An 18,654-nucleotide genomic window follows, 5' to 3' on the forward strand; every position below is an offset into this window, starting at 1 on the left:
GGTGTGGTGGTCAGCCACGAGAGCATCCGCCGCTGGTGCCTCCGCTTCGGCGCCGCCTTCGCAGCCAAGCTGCGCAGGCGGCGGCCAAGGACGGGTGACACCTGGACGAAGTGTACCTGAAGATCAACGGCGAGCTCTTCTATCTCTGGCGTGCGGTCGACCAGCACGGTGTCGTGCTCGACATCCTTGTGCAGAGCACCGCAATGCCACAGCCGCCAAGCGCTTCTTCAAGCACCTGCTGGCCGGCCTTGAGTACAAGCCGCGTCGCATCGTGACCGATGGGCTCCGCAGCTATGGCGTCGCACAGCGAGAAATCTTGCCCGCTGTGCGGCATCGGACCAGCCGCTACCTGAACAATCGTGCCGAGAATTCCCACAGGCCGACGCGACGTCGAGAACGCCAGATGCAGCGTTTCAAGTCACCCGAGCAGGCACAGCGCTTCCTCACAGCGCACGCGATGATCTATGGCCACTTCCGTCCACGGCGGCACCTGATGACGGCCGATCAGTATCGCCGGTCGCGCAACAAGGCGTTCCGGATCTGGCAGCAGGAGACGTGTGCCCAGACGACGGTGTGAGGTCACGCAAGCCCCGCCATGCGCTCAGACTCGCCTGGTCATCAAGCAACGTGACAATGCCCTCCTCCTGGCTGAAGTGCCACCACCCGACGGTGTTCGCGGCGGCGCTGCTGAACTCGCAGCCGATGGGCTTCTACGCCCCGGCGCAAATCGTGCGGGATGCCAAGGACCACGGCGTCGAGATCCGGCCGCTGGATGTGAATGCCAGCCTCTGGGACTGCGCGCTGGAGCCGGAGCCCAGGAGCGCCGAGGGCTATGCGCTGCGGCTGGGGCTCAGAATGGCCGCAGGCCTCTCGGCGCAGGACGGCCAGCAGACCGTCAAGGCCCGGAGTGGAGGCAACGGGTCACCCTTTGCCTCGCCCGAGGAGGTGATGCAGCGCGCCAACATTGGTCGCAAGGCGATGGAGGCGCTGGCGCAGGCCGACGCCTTCCGCAGCATGGGCAGCAGCCGCCGCGCGGCGCTCTGGGCGGCCAAGGGGGTGGAGCAGGACGTCCCGCCGCTGCTCCGGGAGCCCTCCCCCGACCTACCGCCGGAAAGCACGGGCCAGGCGGTGGTGCTGGACTACACCGCGACCGGGCTGACGCTGGGACAGCACCCGCTGGCGCTACTCAGGCCGCAGCTCAAGGCGTTGGGCTGCATCGACACCAGAGAGCTCGCCACCCTGCCGCAGGGTCAGGGCGTCAAGCTCGCGGGGCTGGTGCTAATGCGGCAGCGGCCGGGCACCGCCAAGGGGGTGGTGTTTGTCACCGTCGAGGACGAACACGGCACGGCCAATCTGGTGAGCTGGACCGATGTGGGGGCGCGGGACCGGGCGGCGCTGCTCGGCGCCCGGCTGCTGCTGGTGGAAGCCAGGATCGAGCGGGAAACCGAGCAGGCCGAGGTGCCGATCACCCATCTGATCTGCAAAAGCCTGACAGATCGTACCGACCTTTTGCATGGCCTCATGCACCGGGAGGCGAACCTGCCCTGGGGTGATGCGGCGCTGGGTCGAGCCGATGAAGTGCGCCGGCCGGATCCGGGGTCGCGGCGGCCAGTCAGGATGCCGCGGAGCCGGGACTTCCACTGAAGGCCAGTAGCGACCGGTGTGAACAAGAACCGAACCGGGACCCTGCAGCCAGCCACCGCATTGCGGAGGTCGAAGGCTGCCCGCATCGGCTTGCCTTCATTGTGGCTTCTACTTCAGCAAGCCTGAAACCGTATCCCGTAGCGTGGCCGTAAAGAGGGAAGTCGTGGAGAACATCACCATTTTGATGCCGCGCCGAAAGAAGGCATTCGCCTCATTGGAGCTGGATGCGAAAGTCGAGACAATGCTGCCAGCTGCGCATGCTTCCTGCGCAGCCTTCTCAATAGCGGCCAGGACTTGAGGGTCACTATGGTTGCCAGGGTGACCAAGGGAAATCGACAAGTCTGCCGGTCCAATAAAAATGCCATCGACCCCTGCCGTCCCCGCAATGGCAGAGACGTATGGCAGCGCATCGGCGTCTTCTATCTGTGGCAGCACGATGGTGCTGTCATGGGCACGGGAGAGATGTTCGGCGACACTGATGAAGCCGTGTCGGCCGGCACGGCTGGTGGTTGCGATGCCTCGGCATCCATAGGGTGGGTAGTGTGCCGCCGAAGCAATGGCCTCCGCGTCGGCGGGAGTCCGCACATGCGGGACAACGATGCCCGTGGCACCGGCGTCAAGGACGCGAAGGATCTCGCCGGGATTCATGCTGCTCGTCCGCACGAGCGCCGAAATTCCTGACGCATCGGCTGCACGCAACTGGTGCTCCAGGGTCTCGCTTGTAGCCGCGCCGTGCTCCGTGTCGAGAATAACAAAGTCAAAACCTGCATAGCCCGCCATTTCAACCAAGGCGGGCGATGGCAGCATGATGAAGCAGCCGACAAGATTCTCCCCTGCCCTCATCCGTGCCTTAAGCATCTGCGCCATCTCGTCTATTGAGCCGGCTTCGGTGTTCTTGGATCAAGCTGCGTAGCGGAACTGCGGATGGCGGAAGAAGGAGCGAATGCGCTCTGGCCGTTTGGACAAGCTGCGCATGTGGTTGACGACAGCTTGCTTGAGTTGCCCCTTGCTGCGGGCGAGCGGCCTGGCGGTGACGGCCCGCTTGAGATCGCCGTTCAGGCCCTCGTCCGGGTTGAGGTCAGGGCTATAGGCTGGGAGGTAGAAAACCTCGATCTGATCGTCACGTCCGCTCAGCCATGTGCGCACCAGTCCCGCCCGATGCACCTGCAATCGGTCGAGGATGAGGAAAACCTTGCGCCCGGCGTCGCGGACCAGGCGCTCGAGGAAGCGGATCAGGGCCGGGGCCTTGATCGCGCCGTCGAGCACCATCCAGCGCACCTCGCCCCTGTTGGTCACCGCCGAGACCAGGCCGATGTTGGCCCGCCGGTGATTGGGACGAACCACGGGGGTTTCGCCGCGCGGGGCATAGCTGCGGCCGCGCACGTCGTCCGAACGCAGGCCGCTCTCGTCGCCCCAGAAGATCACCCCGCTCGCCGCCTTGGCCCGCGCCGCGATCGCCGGATACTCGCGCCGCAGCCAGCGTCGTACCGCGGCCGGGTCCTGCTCGTAGGCTCGCCGCAGCGGCTTCTGCGGCGTGTAACCCCAGCGCGCCAGGTAGCTGCCCATGGTCCGCACCGCCACCGTGACGCCGAAGCGTTGTCGGACCAGTGCCTGCACCGCCGCCCGGCTCCAAAGCGCGAACGGCAGCCCCAACTCGTCCGGCATCTGCTGGCTGATCAGCGCCTGGACCTCTGCCTCCTGCTCCTCTGCCAGCAGGCTGCCATGCCCTGGTGCCGGCCCGCGCGCTCTGCTCTTTAGCCCCGCCCGGCCGCGCGCCGCGAAGCGCTTGCAGATGTCAAAGACCCCAGTCGGGGTCAGCCCGACCTGGGCCGCGATCGCCGCATAGGTCTGCCCCGCTTGGCGCAGCCCAATCACCTGCCGCCGTCGCTCCTCTTGCGCCTCCGGCGCCAGGCTCCGCATGTCCACGTGCTTCATTGTTCCGCCTACCTGGGCACAGAAGACAGAATCCTCAAGAACACCGGAGCCGGCTCAATAATTCCTCGTTGAGCATTGATGGTGTGACGACGTGAGCGCTTGGCGCCGGTTGCAGCGGATTTGGGATCTGCGCGCGGCACCCTCACACATCGATTCGGGTGCACCAAGTGGGCGTTCCTGTGCAAACTCAATCCAGTTTGATGCCTGTTTCTCTGACCACGGCTCCCCAGCTCTCGATCTCGGAATCCACGAAGCGTTCCAATTCTTCTGCGGAGCTGCCAACGGGCAGACCACCTGCCTCAACAACTTGCGTGCGCACGGCTTCAACCGCCATTGATTCCTGGATAGCCTTCGAATATTTCTGGATTAACTCGTGCGGAGTTCCCGCGGGCGCGAACATCGCAACCCAGCTGGAGACCTGAAGTTCCGGAAAACCTACTTCAGCGAAGGTGGGCACGTTTGGAAGCGCAGGCCAGCGCTCAGGCAATGCGACGGCCAGTGGCCTGATGCGCTCGGCCTGAACGGCACCGATAGTGGTCGTAATGTTGTTGAAGGACGCATCAATTTGGCCGGACATCAGTTCCGACATCAACGGCCCTGCCTCGCGGTACGGCACGCTGCTCAGCTCAACGCCTGTTCGTAACCGCAACATGCCGCCGGCCAGGTTCTGGGTAGAGGCTGCTCCAATCGAACCATAAGTCACCACCCCAGGACGGGCCTTCGCATAGGACATGAATTCATCAAAGGTTGTCACTGGCAGGCGCGGAGAAACCACCAGAAGCGTCGGCAACATCGCCACTAGCGAGATTGGTGAAAAGTCCTTCTTCGTGTCGTATGGCATGCTGGGCACGACAGCTGGATTGATCGCGTGGAAGGCGGCGGCGAGCAGGATGGTTCCGCCATCGGGGCGCGCCTTGGCTACGATGTCACTCCCAATCGTGCCGGATGCTCCGCTACGATTCTCGATGACCACTGCTTTTACCCCGAGCCGTTCCTGGAGTTGCGGCGCAAGAAACCGAGCGATTTGATCTGTTCCGGTTCCCGGTGAGTTCGGCACCACAAGCCGGATGATCTGCGGCACCGGTTGAGAAAGCGTCGGCCCTGAGAGCGTCACGACGAAACTGCAAACAATAGCAATTATTCTCGTCATATTAGTTTTCTCCCCTTTATTGGTGTGGTCGATGCACTGCTTGCCGGAGAATCGATACGCGGGCGCCTTCAAAGCTAACATTCTTCAGCCATGTTTCGTCCAACCAGTTTGCGCATATGCCGCCTGAGCAGCCATGTCCGCTTCCGGGAACGCGGCGGCGCTTGGTGGATGGCCGACAACACGGGCGCTTTCTGTGCGGTATATGCCAAGGCACTTAGGACGGCAGCGCCATGCAGTTTTACTGCGCCTCCCGGCGGACGGTGTCCGCCACCTTCTCGGCTATCATCAAGATCGGAACGTTGGTGTTGGCGCAGGGAATGTGTGGCATGATGGAGCCGTCGCAGACCCGAAGCCCCACCAGGCCGCGCAGCCGGGCATCAGGCGTCACCACCGCCATGCGGTCCTGCGCCGAACCCATCCGGCAAGTGCCGCTGGGGTGCCAGACGCCGCCAACATGCCGACGCAGATGCTCCTCCAGCGGCACCGTCAGGTTGGCCGGCCGTCAGCTTGCCCGAGCGTTCCACCTCCGGGTAGTCGGGTGGGATGACCGCACCTGCCTGCCCCAGCTTCGCCGGATATCGCTTCCCGGCCGAGATCATCAGCCAGGCGGTGTGGCTCTACTTCCGCTTTCCCCTCAGCTTGCGGATGGTGGAGGAAATGCTGGGCTTCCGCGGCATCGCCGTCAGCCATGAGACACTGCGGCAGTGGGGGCCGTAAGTTCGGCCAGGCTTTTGCCAACCAGATCCGCCGCCGCTTGCCTCGGGTAGGTGATAAGTGGCACCTGGATGAGGTCGTCATCAAGATCAACGGTGTGACGCATTGGCTTTTGCGTGCCGTTGATCAGGCCGGGATGGTACTTGATGTGCTGCTGCAGAGCCGACGAGACAAGCAAGCTGCCAAGCGGCTCCTCACGAAGCTGCTGAAGCGGCAGATGCGACCACCACGGGTGATGATCACCGACAAGCTGGCAAGCTACGGTGCCGCGAAGAAGGACGTGATGCCTTCAGTGGAGCACCGCCAGCACAAGGGGCTGAACAACAGGGCGGAGAACTCCCATCAGCCGACGCGGCGACGAGAGCGGCAGATGAAGCGGTTCAAATCGGCGGTTCAGGCACAACGCTTCCTGTCCGCGCACGACGGGATCAACAACCTCTTTCATCTTCGCCGCAAGGATGTCACCGCCAGCGAGTACCGCGCCGCGCGGGCACGGGCGTTCAGCGTCTGGTTCGAAGTCAGCGGGCTCGCCGAGCCAGCCTGATCGCCCTTGATCCGGCTGCCCATCCGTCCGCCTCCCGCGCCGTGGTCAGCAAGTTGACGATGCCCCTCCTGTTCATCCTGCCCCGCTGGGCGCGGGCCTTCAGCGATACGGAATGACGGTCTGGCGCTGCTGGCCTAGGCCTTCGATGCCTAGTTCCACCACATCGCCCGGCTTGAGCCAGACGGGTTCCGGCTTCTGCCCCATGCCAACACCGGCCGGCGTGCCCGTCGCGATGACATCGCCAGGCAGCAGCGTCATGTAGCGGCTGAGATAGGCGATGATGGCTCGCACATCGAAGATCATGGTGCGCGTGCTGCCATCCTGCATGCGCTTGCCGTTGACCGACAGCCACATGCCGAGCGCCTGCGGGTCCGGCACCTCGTCCTTGGTTACCAGCCAGGGGCCGGTGGGGCCGAACGTGTCGCAACCCTTACCCTTGTCCCACTGGCTGCTCTGCATCTGGAAGGCGCGCTCGGAGACGTCGTTCACCACGCAATAGCCAGCGACGATGTCCAGCACCTGGTCTTCCGTCACCTTGCGGCCGACGGCGCCAATAACCACGCCCAGCTCAACTTCCCAATCCAGCTTCGTCGAGTTCAGCGGCTGCATGGTGTCGTCGTCGGGGCCGCAGATGGCGGAGTTCGCCTTCAGAAAGACGATGGGCTCGGCCGGAACGGGCAGGCCGGATTCCGCAGCATGTTCCGAATAATTCAGGCCGATGCAGATGAACTTGGAGATCCCGGCCACCGGCACGCCATAGCGTGGCTGGCCTTCCACCAGCGGCAGGCTTTCGGGCGGGATCGCGGCCAGTTCGGCCAAGCGGCTCGCCGAAAGTGCGGTGCCGTTGATATCCGGCAGCACGCCGGACAGATCGCGCAGCTGGCCCCTGGCATCGAGGAGAGCAGGCTTCTCGCGGCCAGCGGGGCCGACGCGGCAGAGCTTCATGAGAGGTGTGTACCTTTTGCGGTTCGGGATGGGAAATCAGGCGGCGCGGTGCAGATACGGCTCGATGGGGCGGACCAGCTGGCCACGCTCCATCGGCACGCAATCGGGGGGAAAGTCCTGGCGGAATTCGGCGCCGCGCTCGCGGGCGAGGCGAAGGAAGCGGTCGAGCTGGTTCATGGCGCCGGTGGGCAGGTCATGCAGTACCAACAGCGCATGCGGCTGCGCGAAGCAGAGGCGCAGGGCGCGCTCCACCCAGCCTTCCGGGTGCGCCCAATCCTCCGGCACGGCATTCCAGAGCACGCAGGTGTAGTTGTCCTGCTGCAACTGGGTCAGCGCCTCCGGGCTCAGCAGCCGCTCATCCAGCAGGCCGCCGCCGCCGAAGGGGCGGAAGAAGCGGCGGGGATGCGCCAGATCGCCGATCAGCGCCTCGGTACGGGCGATTTCGGCGGCGGCGATGCCCTGCTCGGCGCTGAGGCCGAGCGGCACCAGGTGGTTGTAGGTGTGGTTACCGATCCAATGACCCTCGGCATGGGCGCGCTCGGCCAGTGCCCGGCGGTCGCGCAACTTGTCGCCCAGCACAAAGAAGGTGGCCAGCAGATCGTGCTGGCGCAGCGTGTCCAGCACCTGAGGCGTGACATCGGGATCGGGTCCGTTGTCGAAGGACAGGGTGATTAGGGTCATTCCCGGGCTCCAGGAAAAAGGCGAGACAGGGGATCAGGCAACGGCATCGGCCGAGCGGGTCGAGAAGCGCCAATGGCGGGTGCGGCGTTCCAGGAGCCGCACCAGTGCGTCGAAGCCGATGACCAGGGCCACCACCAGCAGGATGCCGGCGAAGACGCGCGGGCTGTTCAGCAGCGTGCGATTGCGGGTGATGAGGTAGCCGATGCCCTCGGTGGAGGTGAGCATTTCCGCGACCACGATGCCGACGATGACCAGCGCGCCGCCGATGCGGAAGGCTGAGAGTACGGTCGGGATTGCCGCTGGCAGCAGCACGCGGGTCAGCAGTTGCAAGCGGGAGGCGCGCAGGCTGCGCGCCACGGTGATGTAGTGCCGGTCGATGGTCTGTACCCCCGCCATGGTGCCGAGGAAGCAAGGCAGCAGCCCGTAAAGGCTGGCGAAGACGATCTTGGATTGCGGCCCGATGCCGAACCAGGCGGTGAAGAGTGGGTAGAGGATGACCAGCGGCACGGCATAGAGCCCGGAGGCGACCGGCTGCACCGACTGCCGCAACGGCGCGACAGAGCCGACCAACAGCCCGGCGCCGATGCCGATACCGCAGGCCACGCCCATGGCGATGCCAATGGCGTAGAGCGAGAAGAGCAGGTGGTGCGCGTATTCCCCGGCGTGATGGACGAGGGCGCCGAGGGTTTCCGTCAGCGGGGGCAGGAATAGCGCGGGGATCAGCCCGGCACGCGGCAGCACCTCCCACAGCAGCAGAACCGCCAAGCCCAGCAGGCGGCGCACCGTGGCCGGCTCCAGCCGGAAACGGGCTTGGGGCGCCATGGTGGTGCTACTCACCGGCCTGGTTCCGGATATGACCCCAGATGCGCTCGCGCAGCGCAGCGAAGCGTGGGGTGGACATCATGGCATAGGTGCGCGGGCGCGGCAGGTCGACCTCGATCCGGTCGACGATGCGGCCCGGACGGGCCGACATGACGATGATCTCATCGGCCAGATAAGCGGCCTCCGTCAGGCTGTGAGTGACGAAGATCACCGTCTTGCCGGTGCGCTCCCAGATGCGCAGCAGCTCGTCGCCCATGGTGATGCGGGTTTGTTCGTCCAGCGCGGCGAAGGGCTCGTCCAGCATCAAGACGGGCGGGTCCTGCACCAGACCGCGGGCGATGGAGACGCGCTGCTTCATACCGCCGGACAGTTCGTGTGGATAGCGATCCTCGAAGCCTTGCAGCCCGACCAGGGCCAGGCGCTCGCGGGCCCGCGCCGCACGCTCCGCCTTTGGGAGTTTTCGCAAAGACAGCGGAAATTCGACATTCTGCTGCGCGGTCAGCCAGGGATAAAGGCTGGCCTCCTGGAAGACCACGCCGACCCGATCAGGATCGGGCGCCATCATTGGCATGCCGCCGCAGGTGATGCTGCCCTCGCTGGGCGACACCAACCCGGTCATCATCATGAGGAGAGAGGATTTTCCGCAGCCGCTCGTCCCAACGATGACGACGAAGCGGCCGGGAGCGATGTCCAGCTCGATCCCGTCCAGCGCCCGGGTCACCCGGCCGGCGGCGTCATAGGTATGGCCCAGCCCCCGCACCTGTACGTGGCCGGCGGCGGGTGTCTGCGGGGCGGCCGCGCGGTCGGCACGGTCAGGCGCCTGTAGCAGCGTGGTCATCACGCCCTCCAATGTTCGCAGCGGGTCTCCAGCCAGCGCACGGCCTCGTTGAAGAGGATGGCTGCGGTGGAGATGATGAGTATTCCGGCAAGCAGCTCACGCAGCATGAAGTTCTCGCCCCAGTTGGAGACGAGCTGGCCGAGGCCGCTGCGCGCGGCATACATTTCCGCCAGCAGGATGCCGGTCAGGTTGAACATCATGGCCAGCCGGACCGCTTCTAGCAGAACCGGCGCCATGGAAGGCAGATAAACCCGCCAAGCCACCTGGCGGGGAGTGGCGCCATAGATGCGGGCCACGCGTAGATGCTCGGCTTTCACCGAATCCAGTGCGGAGAAGGCGCTGATCAGCACAATGAAGATGGTGGAGAAGACGCCAAACCCCACCTTCTGGGCAAAGTTGATGCCGAAGGCCAGGATGAACATGGGCAGGAAGATGGTCTTGGGAATGGAGAAGACCAGGAAGATCACAGGCTTCAGCACCGCGCTCCAGTAGCGGCTTTCGGCGATGGCGATGCCGAGCAGCAGGCCCAGCGGCACGGCGATGACAAAGGCCACCGCCACTTCCGCCAGGGTGGTGCCGGCATGTGCCATGACGCTGGGCCGGGTGAGCAGTTCCACGGCCGTGGTCACCACCTCGCCCAGCGGCGGCAGCAGTTCCGGCGCCATCAGCCCGGTGACGAGCGCCCCCTGCCAGGCGACGCAGAGCACGGCTAGCACCAGAGCCCAGGGCAGCAGGCCGCGCGCCCTGCGCCCGGCGTGGGACGGGATCGGGGGTGCCGCCGACATCAGGCAGCCGGGGTGACAGGGACGAAGCCAAGATCGACGATCTCCTCGGCCGGGGCCAGGTTGTCGAAGCCGCCAATGCGGGCCAGGTCCAGCGCCAGCCGCGTCTGCTCCAACGTGAAGCGGCCATCGGTGGAGATCTTCAGAAATGTTTCTTCGTATTCCTGCGCCGCGACGGAGGGCGGGATGTCGTTGACCTCGGCAATGGTGGCGATGGCGGCGTCGCGGTTGCGGCGCAGATGGGCTACCGCGCCGTAAACCGCCTGCAGTGTGGCCTTCACCACCTCCTGGCGCTTCGCGATGGTCTGGTCCGTGGCGGACCAGCCCACTGCCAGATGCGCCGGGATGGCGGTGGCATAATCCAGCAGCACCCGGGCCTGGCCACGCTGCAACAGCTGGAAGCTCAGCGGCGAATAGATGATGGCGGCATCGACATTGCCGTTCAGCAGGTTCGGCACCAGCCCGCCGCCGCCCAGCGGCACGCTTGTGAAGGCGATCTTGGCATTGCTGCGGGTCCATAGCGCCATGAAGTCGGACAGTGATCCGGCGGCGGTGATGCCGATCTTCTTGCCGGCCAAATCGGACAGGCTTTGTACGGGCGAGGCACTGCGCACCATCAGCCGCCATCCGGTATTGGAATCCGCCGCCAGCGCCACGATCTTGCTGTTCACCCCCCGCCGGCGCCCCGTGGCCATCTGCGGCACCAGCCCGGTGATGAAATCGGCCGAGCCAGCGGCCAGCGCCTCGAAGGCCTCGCCGCCACTACGATAGACGGTCAGCTCCGCCTCCAACCCGGCGCGGCGGAAATAGCCTTCCTTGCTGGCCACCTCCGCCACCACCGAGGGCCACCAGGTCTTGGTGGCCAGGCCGATGCGCACCTTCTGCGCCGCCCGGGCCGGCGGGGCCCCTAGGCCGAGGCCCGCCGCACCCGCCGCCAGCCCCAGCGCCGTCCGCCGCGACAGAATCCCGTTCATTTGCTTTCCTCCCCAAAGGCTTTCTTAGCCGGCCCGGTTCCGCAGCTGCGCCAGGATCTCCTCCACCGGCAGCACGTCACCATATTTCAGGTCGATATCCTCCAGGCTCTGCGCATGGGCGGCCTGGATGCGGTCCGCCGTGGCTTCCCGCGCGACAATGGCGCGAAAGCCGTGTTGGCAGGCATCGACGGCGCTGGCGCGGACGCAGCCGCTGGTGGTGCAGCCGGCGATGACCAGCGTATCCACGTCATCCGCCCGCAGCCGCGCCGCCAGATCGGTGCCGAAGAAGCAACTGGCGAAATGCTTGACCAGGATGTGCTCGGCCCCGTTCAGGCGCAACCGCGGATCCTGCTCCACCTCTGGCGTGCCCAGCACCAGGTCGCGCAGGCCGGCGATCTTCTCGGCCCAGACGCCAGCCTCGCGCCCCGGATCGGCATAGGCGATGGTGGAGAGATAGACCGGCGCACCGATCACATGGGCAGCCTCCAGCAGGCGATTGGCCTCGGCGATCTCAGCCTCCATGGCGGCGCCTAGGCTGCGCTCCGGCGCGGTGAAGCCGCGCATGAAATCCACGATCAGCAGGGCCGGCCGCCGGCCGAAGCCGACACGATGGCCAAAGCCGCGCTGGCGCGCGCGCGCAAGTTCGTCCGTCATTGGCGCATCCCCATTTTTGGCGGTCGCGGGCTCCTCACGGGGCTTCGCGCCATCCTTGGTGGGGATGATGGAGCAGTTGGCGGATCTTGGTTACCAGGAATAAGCTGAAAAGATAATTTCCAGATTGGAGAGAATACCCACATGGCCGCCCTGCCTGCCGGCCTTCTGAACGAAACCAGCATTCTCTCGCTCCGCTGCTTCGTGGCGGTCGTGGAAACCCAGAGCTTTTCCTCGGCCGCACGGCAACTGCGCGTCTCGCCCTCCTCGGTAACCAAGCAGGTGCAGGGACTGGAACTGGCGCTGGGCGTCGCGCTGGTGCACCGCACCACCCGGCGCCTCAGCGTCACCGAGAGCGGAGAGCGCTTCTATCAGACCTGCCAGGCCATCCTGACGCAGGTGGACCAGGTGGCGGCGGCAGTGGGGGCGGAGCGGGAACTGAGTGGGCATTTGCGGGTGGCGACGCCACCGTCCTTTGCTGCAACGATGCTGGGGCCGCGCCTGCCAGAGTTTTTCCGCCTCAATCCCGGGCTGACGGTGGATATCATGGTCAGCAGCGCCATGCCGGATCTGATCCGGGATCGCATCGACGTGGCCATTACTCTTCAGGAGGAGCCGGCTTCGAAACTCGCGCATTTCCGTCTGGCTGACAGCCCCTGCGCGCTCTGCGCCGCCCCTGCCTACCTGGACCGCGCTGGCACACCGCTGGTGCCGGAGGATCTGTACCAGCATGACTGCCTCTTCAGCCGCTTCTCTCAACTCGCCGAACCCTGGATGCTGTATGACGGCACCCATTGGCTGGCGATCGCCACGCGTAGCCGGCTGCTGTCCGACAATGGCGACCTGCTGCGGCAGACCTGCCTAGCCGGGGGCGGCATCGGCAATTTCTACCGCTTCCATGTGGAGGAGGATCTGCAGGCAGGCCGGCTGGTGATGGTGTTGCCGAGCTATCCGGTGCGGCCGAAAAGCGCCTATGCCGTGGTGCCTCATCGACTGATCATCCGGCCGCAAGCCAGAGCCTTCATTGATTTCGTGCGGCGCCTGACGGCGGAGGTCGCAGCTGGCTGAACGCCACCATCAGGCGATCCGGCCTAGACCAGATGTCCGTCTGAGGCGAGGTGGCCCACCTCGAACTGTGCAGGAATGACGAGGGTTGCGCCGGTTGTGTTGCAAAGCTTGCGGCGAGCCGCAGATGGTCTGGATAGCAGGCAGATCAGCCAGCACGCTGGAACAGGTTGTGCCCTGGGCGTGGTGTAGGACCTGATCGCCAGATCTGAGGCGGTCATCGCGGTGGTTGGTGGCAGGGTTGGGTTGCTGAGACCGACAACCCTTGAACCATGGACCAGCCACGATGATGAGGTGGACGGGCATTGTCACGTTGTTTGGTGACCAGGCGAGTTTGGTGGAGCGACGCAGCCTGCGCGCCCGGTCACCAAACAACGTGACAATGCCCCCAGCAGTGCTGCGAACACCTCGACCTGCAAACGATACAGCAGAACCTCTCGTCTCGCCCGAGGCGGTGGAGGCCCTGGCGCGCGACCAGGGCCTGATGGTGCTGCGCCGGATGACGGCGGCCGGAGGTCTCCTGGAGCGAGACGGCGCTCGACGCTAAAGGGCCTCCCCGGCGCCGGTACCTTCCCGTGGTGTTGGAATGCACCATTCCTCTCCCCGCGGAGTGGAGACGTATTCCGGCCAGCGCAGGTCGATCGGTGGCTCGAAATCTTTAGGGAGAAGTGGTCCGACCCATTGCGTGCCGCCCACGCCGCCACCTGTACGTTCCCGGAACTCGGCCTGCGCTGCTTGCAGCGCGCCGGGCTTCGCAGCGAGATCCAGGAGGGTCAGCGCCATGGTGCGGCCAGCCACAAACATGCCCGGATCAACCGCGGCCGGCAGTCCACCCAGCGCGTTGTAAGCCCATGCCGGATAGGCATAGCCTGGCGTCGGCGGACGCAGCCGGGGGCGAGCGGCCAGCAGCCGCACCGTTGGGCAATGCCAGGAATACTCGACATAGTCGTCGGCTGAGAGGTGCTTCTGCCAGGGCGGAAGGCCATCGCGCAGCTTCGCTTCATTCTCCTCGGGCGAAGTGAGGTGCGTAACGCCTGGGATGAACGGATCGGCCATCGGCTCCAGGCCCAACTCGCGTTGGATGGCCCGACCGAATTTCAATGCCTCCTCGGAATAGGATGGCGCGCCCACGGCCTGGAGATTGGCCCAGGTTAGCTCGGTCATTGCCGTGTTGGGCAGGCCGACCCGCGTCTTCGTCACCCATCGCACAAAGGCACCGCAGCCCGTCGTGGCCGCTACGTGCCGAGCATTGTTGGCCAGCACCTTCCAGATCTGCTCCTGAATTCCGAGCGACGAGGATCGCCAGGAATATTGGATCTGGCTGAAACGTGGGGTGAGATTGTCCGAGGTGGCGCCGCCGTCGCCTAGAATGAACTCGTTCAGCGTCCAGGATCCGCTGTGCGGGAACATTGCCTCTTTTGTGTACTTTGTTGTGGTATACATCAGGCACAGCGCATCAACCGCACCCGGACAACGCGCGATGGCATGCGAGGCGTCAATCGGCATCAGGCGCGGGTCGACCCAATTCTCGGGTGCCTCAGCCTCGAAGCTGATAATGGCGCTCCAGTAGGCGCCGAAATGCGTCTCTCCAGTCACGGTGTTGCTGGGCCAGGGGTGCCAGACCACGGCGGCGTCCAGGCCGTCGAAATAGCCCTTGGCGGCATGGATCGGCTTGGAGCCGCACACCTTCTCAGCCGGCTCGCCGAACAGCTTCAAGGTGCCAGAGACGCCATGCGCTTGCATCGCGGCCTTCGCCGCAAGGATGGCGGTCAGCGAGGCGGTTCCGAGAACAGAGTGCGGATCGGTATGCCCCGCGGCATAGGGATGCAGTCCTTCGCGCGGCGCCCGGTAAGGTACGACCTGCTGCGAATTGCCAGGCACCGCGTCGTACTCAGAGAAGCTGGCGAGCACCGGCCCCTCCCCCTGCCCCCAGCTGGCCATGAAGGCGGTGGGCATATCACCGGAACCTTCCTCCACCACGAAGCCTTCCGCGCGCAGGATCTCCACATAGTCGCGCATTGAGCGATATTCACGCCACGCCGGTTCCGCGTGAGCCCAGATGCGAGCGTTAAAGGCTGAAAGGCGCGGCTCGTTCGCCGCAATCCAATCAAGTGCGTGCTGCCTGAGGGGCGTTGTTTCCTGCATCGACATGGTCTCCTTTTGCCGTCTCACGCGGGCCGCACGTTCCAGAAGGTGGCGAAGCCATCCAGCACGCCGGTGATGCTGTTGCGATGGGCAGTTGGTTGCATGTATTGGCCGAGTGGCAGGAACGGCACGCTGCGCATGGCCTGAAGCTGAATGTCACGGCAGATCGCGCCCTGCGCCGCTTCGTTCGGCGCGTCGAACCAAGCCGTGCGTAGCTCCTCGATCCGGGCATCCTGCGACCAGCCGGCATAACTTCCGTCGCCCCGCAGCGCCATATGCCCGGCTGGGTTCAACCACTCCATGCCTGACCATGTGGTGACGAAGCCACTCCAACCATCCTCGGACACCGGACCGCGCCGGTTGCGCCGCTGCAACATGGCGTTGAACTCGACCGAATAAAGCTCGACATTCATGCCGAGTCGGGTGAGCAGATCCACGGCGACGTAACCTAGCGCCATGCCGGCGGCGGTGTTGTTGCCAGCCATGATAACCACTTTCTCGCCCTTGTACCCTGCGGCGCGGATCGCATCCCGCGCGCGGCCGAGGTCGCGCGGCCCTACCAGCGGTTCAAGGCCCGCCTCGGACGCCATTGGCGTGCCGGGACAGAAGAAGCCGAGCGGCACATGGAACAGGGCTGGATCGTCGACGCCAACCACGGCCTGCATGCAATCGCTCTGACTCAGGGCGCTCCACAATGCCTGCCGGATGGCCTGATTGTCGAAGGGCGGCTGCAGGTGGTTCAGGCGCAGCATGGCGACGAAGCCCGTAGGGTCTAAAGTCCGGACCGTAACGTTGCGGCTCCCCCGAAGCAGCGGGATCTGGTCGTGATAGGCATATTCCTGCCAATCCTGCTCACCGGACAACAATGCCGCGGTCGCGGTGCCGCTGTCGGGGATGGAACGCCATTCCACACGGTCGTAGTGCACGACCTTGGGCCCAGAAGTCCAGCCTAGCGTGCCATCCTTGCGCGGCACGTACTTCTCAAATTTGGTGTAGACGTTCATCGAGCCGGCGACGCGCTCATCCGTCTTGAAGCGGAATGGGCCGCTGCCGATCACCTCAGGTACGACTTGGAAAGGGTCGGTGTTGGCCAGTCTCTCCGGCATCATCACGCATACCGGAACCGCTGCCTTGCCCAGCGCGATCGGCAGCAGGGGAAACGGCTTCTTGAGGCGGAAGCGGATGGTGCGGTCATCCGGTGCTGACAATTCGTCGGTATTTGCCATCAATGTGCCGCCGAACACGTCACGGCGGCCCCAGCGCTTCAGGCTGGCCACGCAGTCCCGCGCCAGCACCCGCTCCCCATCATGCCAGAACAAGCCGTCGCGGAGTGTTAGATCCCAGCGGCGGCCATCCTCCTCGACCCGGTGCCCGTCCACCATCTGCGGTGTGGCGCGATAGTTTCCATCCATCCCGTAGAGCGTGTCATAGACCATGTAGGCGTAGTTGCGTGTGATGTAGCCAGTGCTGAGGATGGGATCGAGGGTCACTAGATCCTGCTGCGGCGTGAAGCGCAACGTGGTGGCTGATGCCGCGCGCAACCGAGAGGGCAGCGCCAGTGTCGCTGAGCCGGCGCCGAGACCTTGCAGCAGAGAACGCCGCTTCATAGGAGTATCTCCTTCTTGGACGTGTTAAGGCATCGGAAGAGATCTTCCGACGCCCTGCCCTGTGCCTCCCTGCCCGCAGGTTACTCCCGCGTGGCGCTTCCCACCGGCCGACTGCGGCCGGCGAAGATTGTTTCAGACGACGTCTTCAACGCCGTCCATCAATCGCGCGGCGGACTGCAATAGCCCGGCCTTCAGTGTGTCCAGCCCCGAATGTAGCAGGCGCCCATCCTGCTTCAGTACCCGACCGCCAACCATCACGGTCCGCACGTCAGAGGTGCGGGCGAACTGGATCAGTGCCTGCACCGGATCACGAGCGCCAATCATGCCCAGGCTGTCGCGCCCGACGATGATCAGGTCGGCCTGCTTGCCCGGCGTCAGGGAGCCGATCCGGTGGTCCAGCCGCAACGCCTTCGCGTTGTTGATGGTGGCCCAGCGCAGCACCTCCTCGTGCCGCAAAGTGATCGTGCGGATCGGCGATCCCGGCGTCGCTACCTCCATTGCCGCGGGCGCGGTGCCGGCCCTGGCGGCGATCCGCGCCACTTCATGCATGTTGTTGAAGACGCGGTGCACCTGCAGGGCGAAGCGCATGCAGTCCAGCATATTGCCGCCGTTCAGCACTTCGCTATCGGGGGCGATGGAAGGCGCGCCACCCATCACCGCGACGCGGCAGCTGAGCGGTTCGCGCATGTCGCTCTTCAATTCGGCGGCGGCGGTGCTGGTGACCGAGGCGCCGCTGTCGACAATGATCCGGAGTTCGTCGTCCCGGATGTAGGTGCCATGCACCACGTTGTGGTCCGGGCCGAGCAGGCCCTCGGCGGCGATGGTCCGGTAGCCGCCTGGAACCAGCCGATTGCTGTTGCCCCAGACATGGGCCGAGGAAAGCAGGCCGTAATCGCGGGCCATGGCGAAATCGGCTCGGCATACATCGAGCGTCGAGTAATCCGGGCCGAGGATGCAGGCGGCGAGTGTCACCCGCGCCTCGTCTCCCGCTAGCCGCGTCATGCGCAGACGGCGGATCTCCGAGGCCGGGTGCGGCAGCTGAGAGAAATGGACCTCGCCGGGCTTCGGCTTTGGCTTCACCGTGCCATGTCCAAAAACCGCGCGGATCCCGCTTTCCATCAATCCGTCTAGGGCGGCATCGGTGTGCTCCGGCGTCGCGTTGCCGTGGCACCAGTCGAACAGGGTGGTGACGCCGCTCTCCAACTGGGCCAGGGCGCCGATCAAGGTACCAATCCGCATGTCTTCGGGGCCGTAGAGCGGCCCGATCAGGCCATGAGCGATGCGAAAATAATCTGTTCCGGCCCAGTCGCCGCCGATACCACGCATCGCTGTCTGCCAGCTATGCAGATGAGCGTTCACCAAGCCAGGCAGCACGATACAGCTCGAGGCGTCCACCCGCTCTGCGTCACCGACATCCAGCGATGGCCCAACGGCCAGAATGCGTTCTCCCTCGACGAGAACATCGCCTTCCGGCAGGAAGCCGATGCCGTCATCCATCGACAGGATCGTGCCGCCCTGAATCAGTCTGCGCATGACATGGCTCATGGGCCTTACAATTTGCGTCAAGACAGTGCGTTCTCTGTAAAGAACATCGTTCTACTTAGACATCTTGCTGGTAGGCCATAGCAGCTGTCAACGCGCCGGCGGTCGAGAAATGCCTGGCGATCATCCGCCTGCTGGACGCCGCAGGTGAGGCGTGGTTGTCATCCACGAGAGCATCCGCCGCTGGTGCCTCCGCTTCGAAGCTGATTTCGCGGCCAAGCTGCGCAAGCGCCGGTCGAGGCCAGGCGACGTTTGGCACCTCGATGAGGTGTTCCTGAAGATCAACGGGGATCTGCAGTATCTCTGGCGCGCCGTCGATCAGAACGGCGTCGTACTCGACATCCTGGTCCAGGATCGGCGCAATGCCACGGCCGCCAGACGCTTCTTCAAGCGCCTGCTGGGTCCAGGCGTCCGTGTATGCTCGCCTTTGGCCATGTGAGGGATGGTGTAGGCGGCGAGGCGGGTGACTGGCTAGGCTGGCGTGTCCCCGCCAAGAGACGGCGCTATGCTTCACCTGCCATCCCGCTTCGCTGCGGTGATCCTGAGCTTTGCGCCGCTGTTTTTCCAGCGCAGTTGGCGACATGCCGAAGTGCTGCTGATCGGGGCCATTTTGGC

General features: G+C 64.9%; 16 protein-coding genes and 3 pseudogenes. 5 read left to right on the forward strand and 14 right to left on the reverse strand.

Features of this window, described 5'->3' with window-relative positions:
• The first annotated feature begins 110 nt into the window (after nt 1-110).
• Nucleotides 111-577 (forward strand): annotated as a pseudogene (locus EBE87_RS30030) (IS6 family transposase).
• A 56-nt stretch (nt 578-633) separates the two neighbouring features.
• Nucleotides 634-1,644 carry a helix-hairpin-helix domain-containing protein gene (locus EBE87_RS25115; protein ID WP_120639753.1) on the forward strand — a complete coding sequence of 337 codons (1,011 nt, stop codon included), beginning with the start codon at nt 634-636 and terminating at the stop codon, nt 1,642-1,644.
• 108 nt (nt 1,645-1,752) lie between these two features.
• Here EBE87_RS25115 and EBE87_RS25120 read toward each other — a convergent pair whose 3' ends face one another.
• The 4 genes from EBE87_RS25120 to EBE87_RS25135 form a co-directional block, all read right to left on the reverse strand.
• The gene (locus EBE87_RS25120; RefSeq protein ID WP_120639752.1) at nt 1,753-2,511 is read right to left on the reverse strand and encodes an HpcH/HpaI aldolase family protein; all 759 of its coding nucleotides are present in this window, start codon (nt 2,509-2,511) and stop codon (nt 1,753-1,755) included.
• A gap of 33 nt (nt 2,512-2,544) precedes the next feature.
• A complete protein-coding gene (locus EBE87_RS25125; RefSeq protein WP_120639751.1) occupies nt 2,545-3,579 on the reverse strand; it encodes an IS630 family transposase in 1,035 nt (344 codons plus the stop codon).
• A 187-nt stretch (nt 3,580-3,766) separates the two neighbouring features.
• On the reverse strand, nt 3,767-4,810 hold the full coding sequence (locus tag EBE87_RS25130) for a tripartite tricarboxylate transporter substrate binding protein (RefSeq protein ID WP_120639750.1): 1,044 nt from the start codon (nt 4,808-4,810) through the stop codon (nt 3,767-3,769).
• A 157-nt stretch (nt 4,811-4,967) separates the two neighbouring features.
• Complete coding sequence (locus EBE87_RS25135; RefSeq protein WP_267898282.1) at nt 4,968-5,213, reverse strand: GMC oxidoreductase; 246 nt, start codon at nt 5,211-5,213, stop codon at nt 4,968-4,970.
• Between the two features lie 59 nt (nt 5,214-5,272).
• On the opposite strand from EBE87_RS25135, the pseudogene EBE87_RS25140 reads away from it, so the two are divergent.
• A pseudogene (locus EBE87_RS25140) lies at nt 5,273-5,987 on the forward strand (IS6 family transposase).
• A 99-nt stretch (nt 5,988-6,086) separates the two neighbouring features.
• On the opposite strand, the gene EBE87_RS25145 reads toward EBE87_RS25140, so the two are convergent.
• The 7 genes from EBE87_RS25145 to EBE87_RS25175 are packed head-to-tail and all read right to left on the reverse strand — an operon-like array spanning nt 6,087 to nt 11,683.
• Nucleotides 6,087-6,932 carry a fumarylacetoacetate hydrolase family protein gene (locus EBE87_RS25145; protein ID WP_120639748.1) on the reverse strand — a complete coding sequence of 282 codons (846 nt, stop codon included), beginning with the start codon at nt 6,930-6,932 and terminating at the stop codon, nt 6,087-6,089.
• Nucleotides 6,933-6,968: 36 nt separating this feature from the next.
• The gene (locus tag EBE87_RS25150) at nt 6,969-7,613 is read right to left on the reverse strand and encodes a polysaccharide deacetylase family protein (protein WP_120639747.1); all 645 of its coding nucleotides are present in this window, start codon (nt 7,611-7,613) and stop codon (nt 6,969-6,971) included.
• Nucleotides 7,614-7,646: 33 nt separating this feature from the next.
• A complete protein-coding gene (locus EBE87_RS25155; RefSeq protein WP_199707669.1) occupies nt 7,647-8,450 on the reverse strand; it encodes an ABC transporter permease in 804 nt (267 codons plus the stop codon).
• A complete protein-coding gene (locus EBE87_RS25160; RefSeq protein WP_120639755.1) occupies nt 8,443-9,273 on the reverse strand; it encodes an ABC transporter ATP-binding protein in 831 nt (276 codons plus the stop codon). Before EBE87_RS25160 ends, EBE87_RS25155 begins: the two co-directional genes overlap by 8 nt.
• Nucleotides 9,273-10,058 carry an ABC transporter permease gene (locus tag EBE87_RS25165; RefSeq protein ID WP_120639745.1) on the reverse strand — a complete coding sequence of 262 codons (786 nt, stop codon included), beginning with the start codon at nt 10,056-10,058 and terminating at the stop codon, nt 9,273-9,275. Before EBE87_RS25165 ends, EBE87_RS25160 begins: the two co-directional genes overlap by 1 nt.
• Complete coding sequence (locus EBE87_RS25170; RefSeq protein ID WP_120639744.1) at nt 10,058-11,029, reverse strand: ABC transporter substrate-binding protein; 972 nt, start codon at nt 11,027-11,029, stop codon at nt 10,058-10,060. Before EBE87_RS25170 ends, EBE87_RS25165 begins: the two co-directional genes overlap by 1 nt.
• A gap of 24 nt (nt 11,030-11,053) precedes the next feature.
• Nucleotides 11,054-11,683, reverse strand: coding sequence for an isochorismatase family protein (locus EBE87_RS25175; RefSeq protein ID WP_120639743.1), 630 nt, complete (start codon nt 11,681-11,683; stop codon nt 11,054-11,056).
• Between the two features lie 141 nt (nt 11,684-11,824).
• Between EBE87_RS25175 and EBE87_RS25180 the strand changes: the two genes are divergently transcribed.
• On the forward strand, nt 11,825-12,748 hold the full coding sequence (locus EBE87_RS25180; protein WP_120639742.1) for a LysR family transcriptional regulator: 924 nt from the start codon (nt 11,825-11,827) through the stop codon (nt 12,746-12,748).
• A 540-nt stretch (nt 12,749-13,288) separates the two neighbouring features.
• Here the strand turns inward: EBE87_RS25180 and EBE87_RS25185 are convergent.
• From EBE87_RS25185 to EBE87_RS25195, 3 genes are all read right to left on the reverse strand, one after another.
• Nucleotides 13,289-14,896 (reverse strand): M20/M25/M40 family metallo-hydrolase, encoded by a 1,608-nt coding sequence (locus EBE87_RS25185; protein ID WP_233560189.1) that lies wholly within the window; start codon nt 14,894-14,896, stop codon nt 13,289-13,291.
• Between the two features lie 17 nt (nt 14,897-14,913).
• Complete coding sequence (locus EBE87_RS25190) at nt 14,914-16,497, reverse strand: ABC transporter substrate-binding protein (protein ID WP_120641045.1); 1,584 nt, start codon at nt 16,495-16,497, stop codon at nt 14,914-14,916.
• Between the two features lie 132 nt (nt 16,498-16,629).
• On the reverse strand, nt 16,630-18,030 hold the full coding sequence (locus tag EBE87_RS25195; protein WP_158601072.1) for an amidohydrolase family protein: 1,401 nt from the start codon (nt 18,028-18,030) through the stop codon (nt 16,630-16,632).
• Nucleotides 18,031-18,190: 160 nt separating this feature from the next.
• On the opposite strand from EBE87_RS25195, the pseudogene EBE87_RS25200 reads away from it, so the two are divergent.
• Nucleotides 18,191-18,439, forward strand: a pseudogene (locus tag EBE87_RS25200) (DDE-type integrase/transposase/recombinase); the annotation flags it as partial.
• Between the last annotated feature and the right edge of the window lie 215 nt (nt 18,440-18,654).

It is taken from the genome of Teichococcus wenyumeiae (assembly GCF_003696345.1).
Classification (GTDB): domain Bacteria; phylum Pseudomonadota; class Alphaproteobacteria; order Acetobacterales; family Acetobacteraceae; genus Pseudoroseomonas; species Pseudoroseomonas wenyumeiae.

Excerpts from the sequence above, each read along its gene's own strand:
- EBE87_RS25115 (WP_120639753.1), top strand. The coding sequence starts at position 634 with ATGCCCTCCTCCTGGCTGAAGTGCCACCACCCGACGGTGTTCGCGGCG.
- EBE87_RS25185 (WP_233560189.1), bottom strand. The coding sequence starts at position 14,896 with ATGTCGATGCAGGAAACAACGCCCCTCAGGCAGCACGCACTTGATTGG.
- EBE87_RS25145 (WP_120639748.1), bottom strand. The coding sequence starts at position 6,932 with ATGAAGCTCTGCCGCGTCGGCCCCGCTGGCCGCGAGAAGCCTGCTCTC.
- EBE87_RS25195 (WP_158601072.1), bottom strand. The coding sequence starts at position 18,030 with ATGCGCAGACTGATTCAGGGCGGCACGATCCTGTCGATGGATGACGGC.
- EBE87_RS25125 (WP_120639751.1), bottom strand. The coding sequence starts at position 3,579 with ATGAAGCACGTGGACATGCGGAGCCTGGCGCCGGAGGCGCAAGAGGAG.
- EBE87_RS25190 (WP_120641045.1), bottom strand. The coding sequence starts at position 16,497 with ATGAAGCGGCGTTCTCTGCTGCAAGGTCTCGGCGCCGGCTCAGCGACA.
- EBE87_RS25150 (WP_120639747.1), bottom strand. The coding sequence starts at position 7,613 with ATGACCCTAATCACCCTGTCCTTCGACAACGGACCCGATCCCGATGTC.
- EBE87_RS25130 (WP_120639750.1), bottom strand. The coding sequence starts at position 4,810 with ATGTTAGCTTTGAAGGCGCCCGCGTATCGATTCTCCGGCAAGCAGTGC.
- EBE87_RS25120 (WP_120639752.1), bottom strand. The coding sequence starts at position 2,511 with ATGGCGCAGATGCTTAAGGCACGGATGAGGGCAGGGGAGAATCTTGTC.
- EBE87_RS25180 (WP_120639742.1), top strand. The coding sequence starts at position 11,825 with ATGGCCGCCCTGCCTGCCGGCCTTCTGAACGAAACCAGCATTCTCTCG.
- EBE87_RS25165 (WP_120639745.1), bottom strand. The coding sequence starts at position 10,058 with ATGTCGGCGGCACCCCCGATCCCGTCCCACGCCGGGCGCAGGGCGCGC.
- EBE87_RS25170 (WP_120639744.1), bottom strand. The coding sequence starts at position 11,029 with ATGAACGGGATTCTGTCGCGGCGGACGGCGCTGGGGCTGGCGGCGGGT.
- EBE87_RS25160 (WP_120639755.1), bottom strand. The coding sequence starts at position 9,273 with ATGACCACGCTGCTACAGGCGCCTGACCGTGCCGACCGCGCGGCCGCC.
- EBE87_RS25175 (WP_120639743.1), bottom strand. The coding sequence starts at position 11,683 with ATGACGGACGAACTTGCGCGCGCGCGCCAGCGCGGCTTTGGCCATCGT.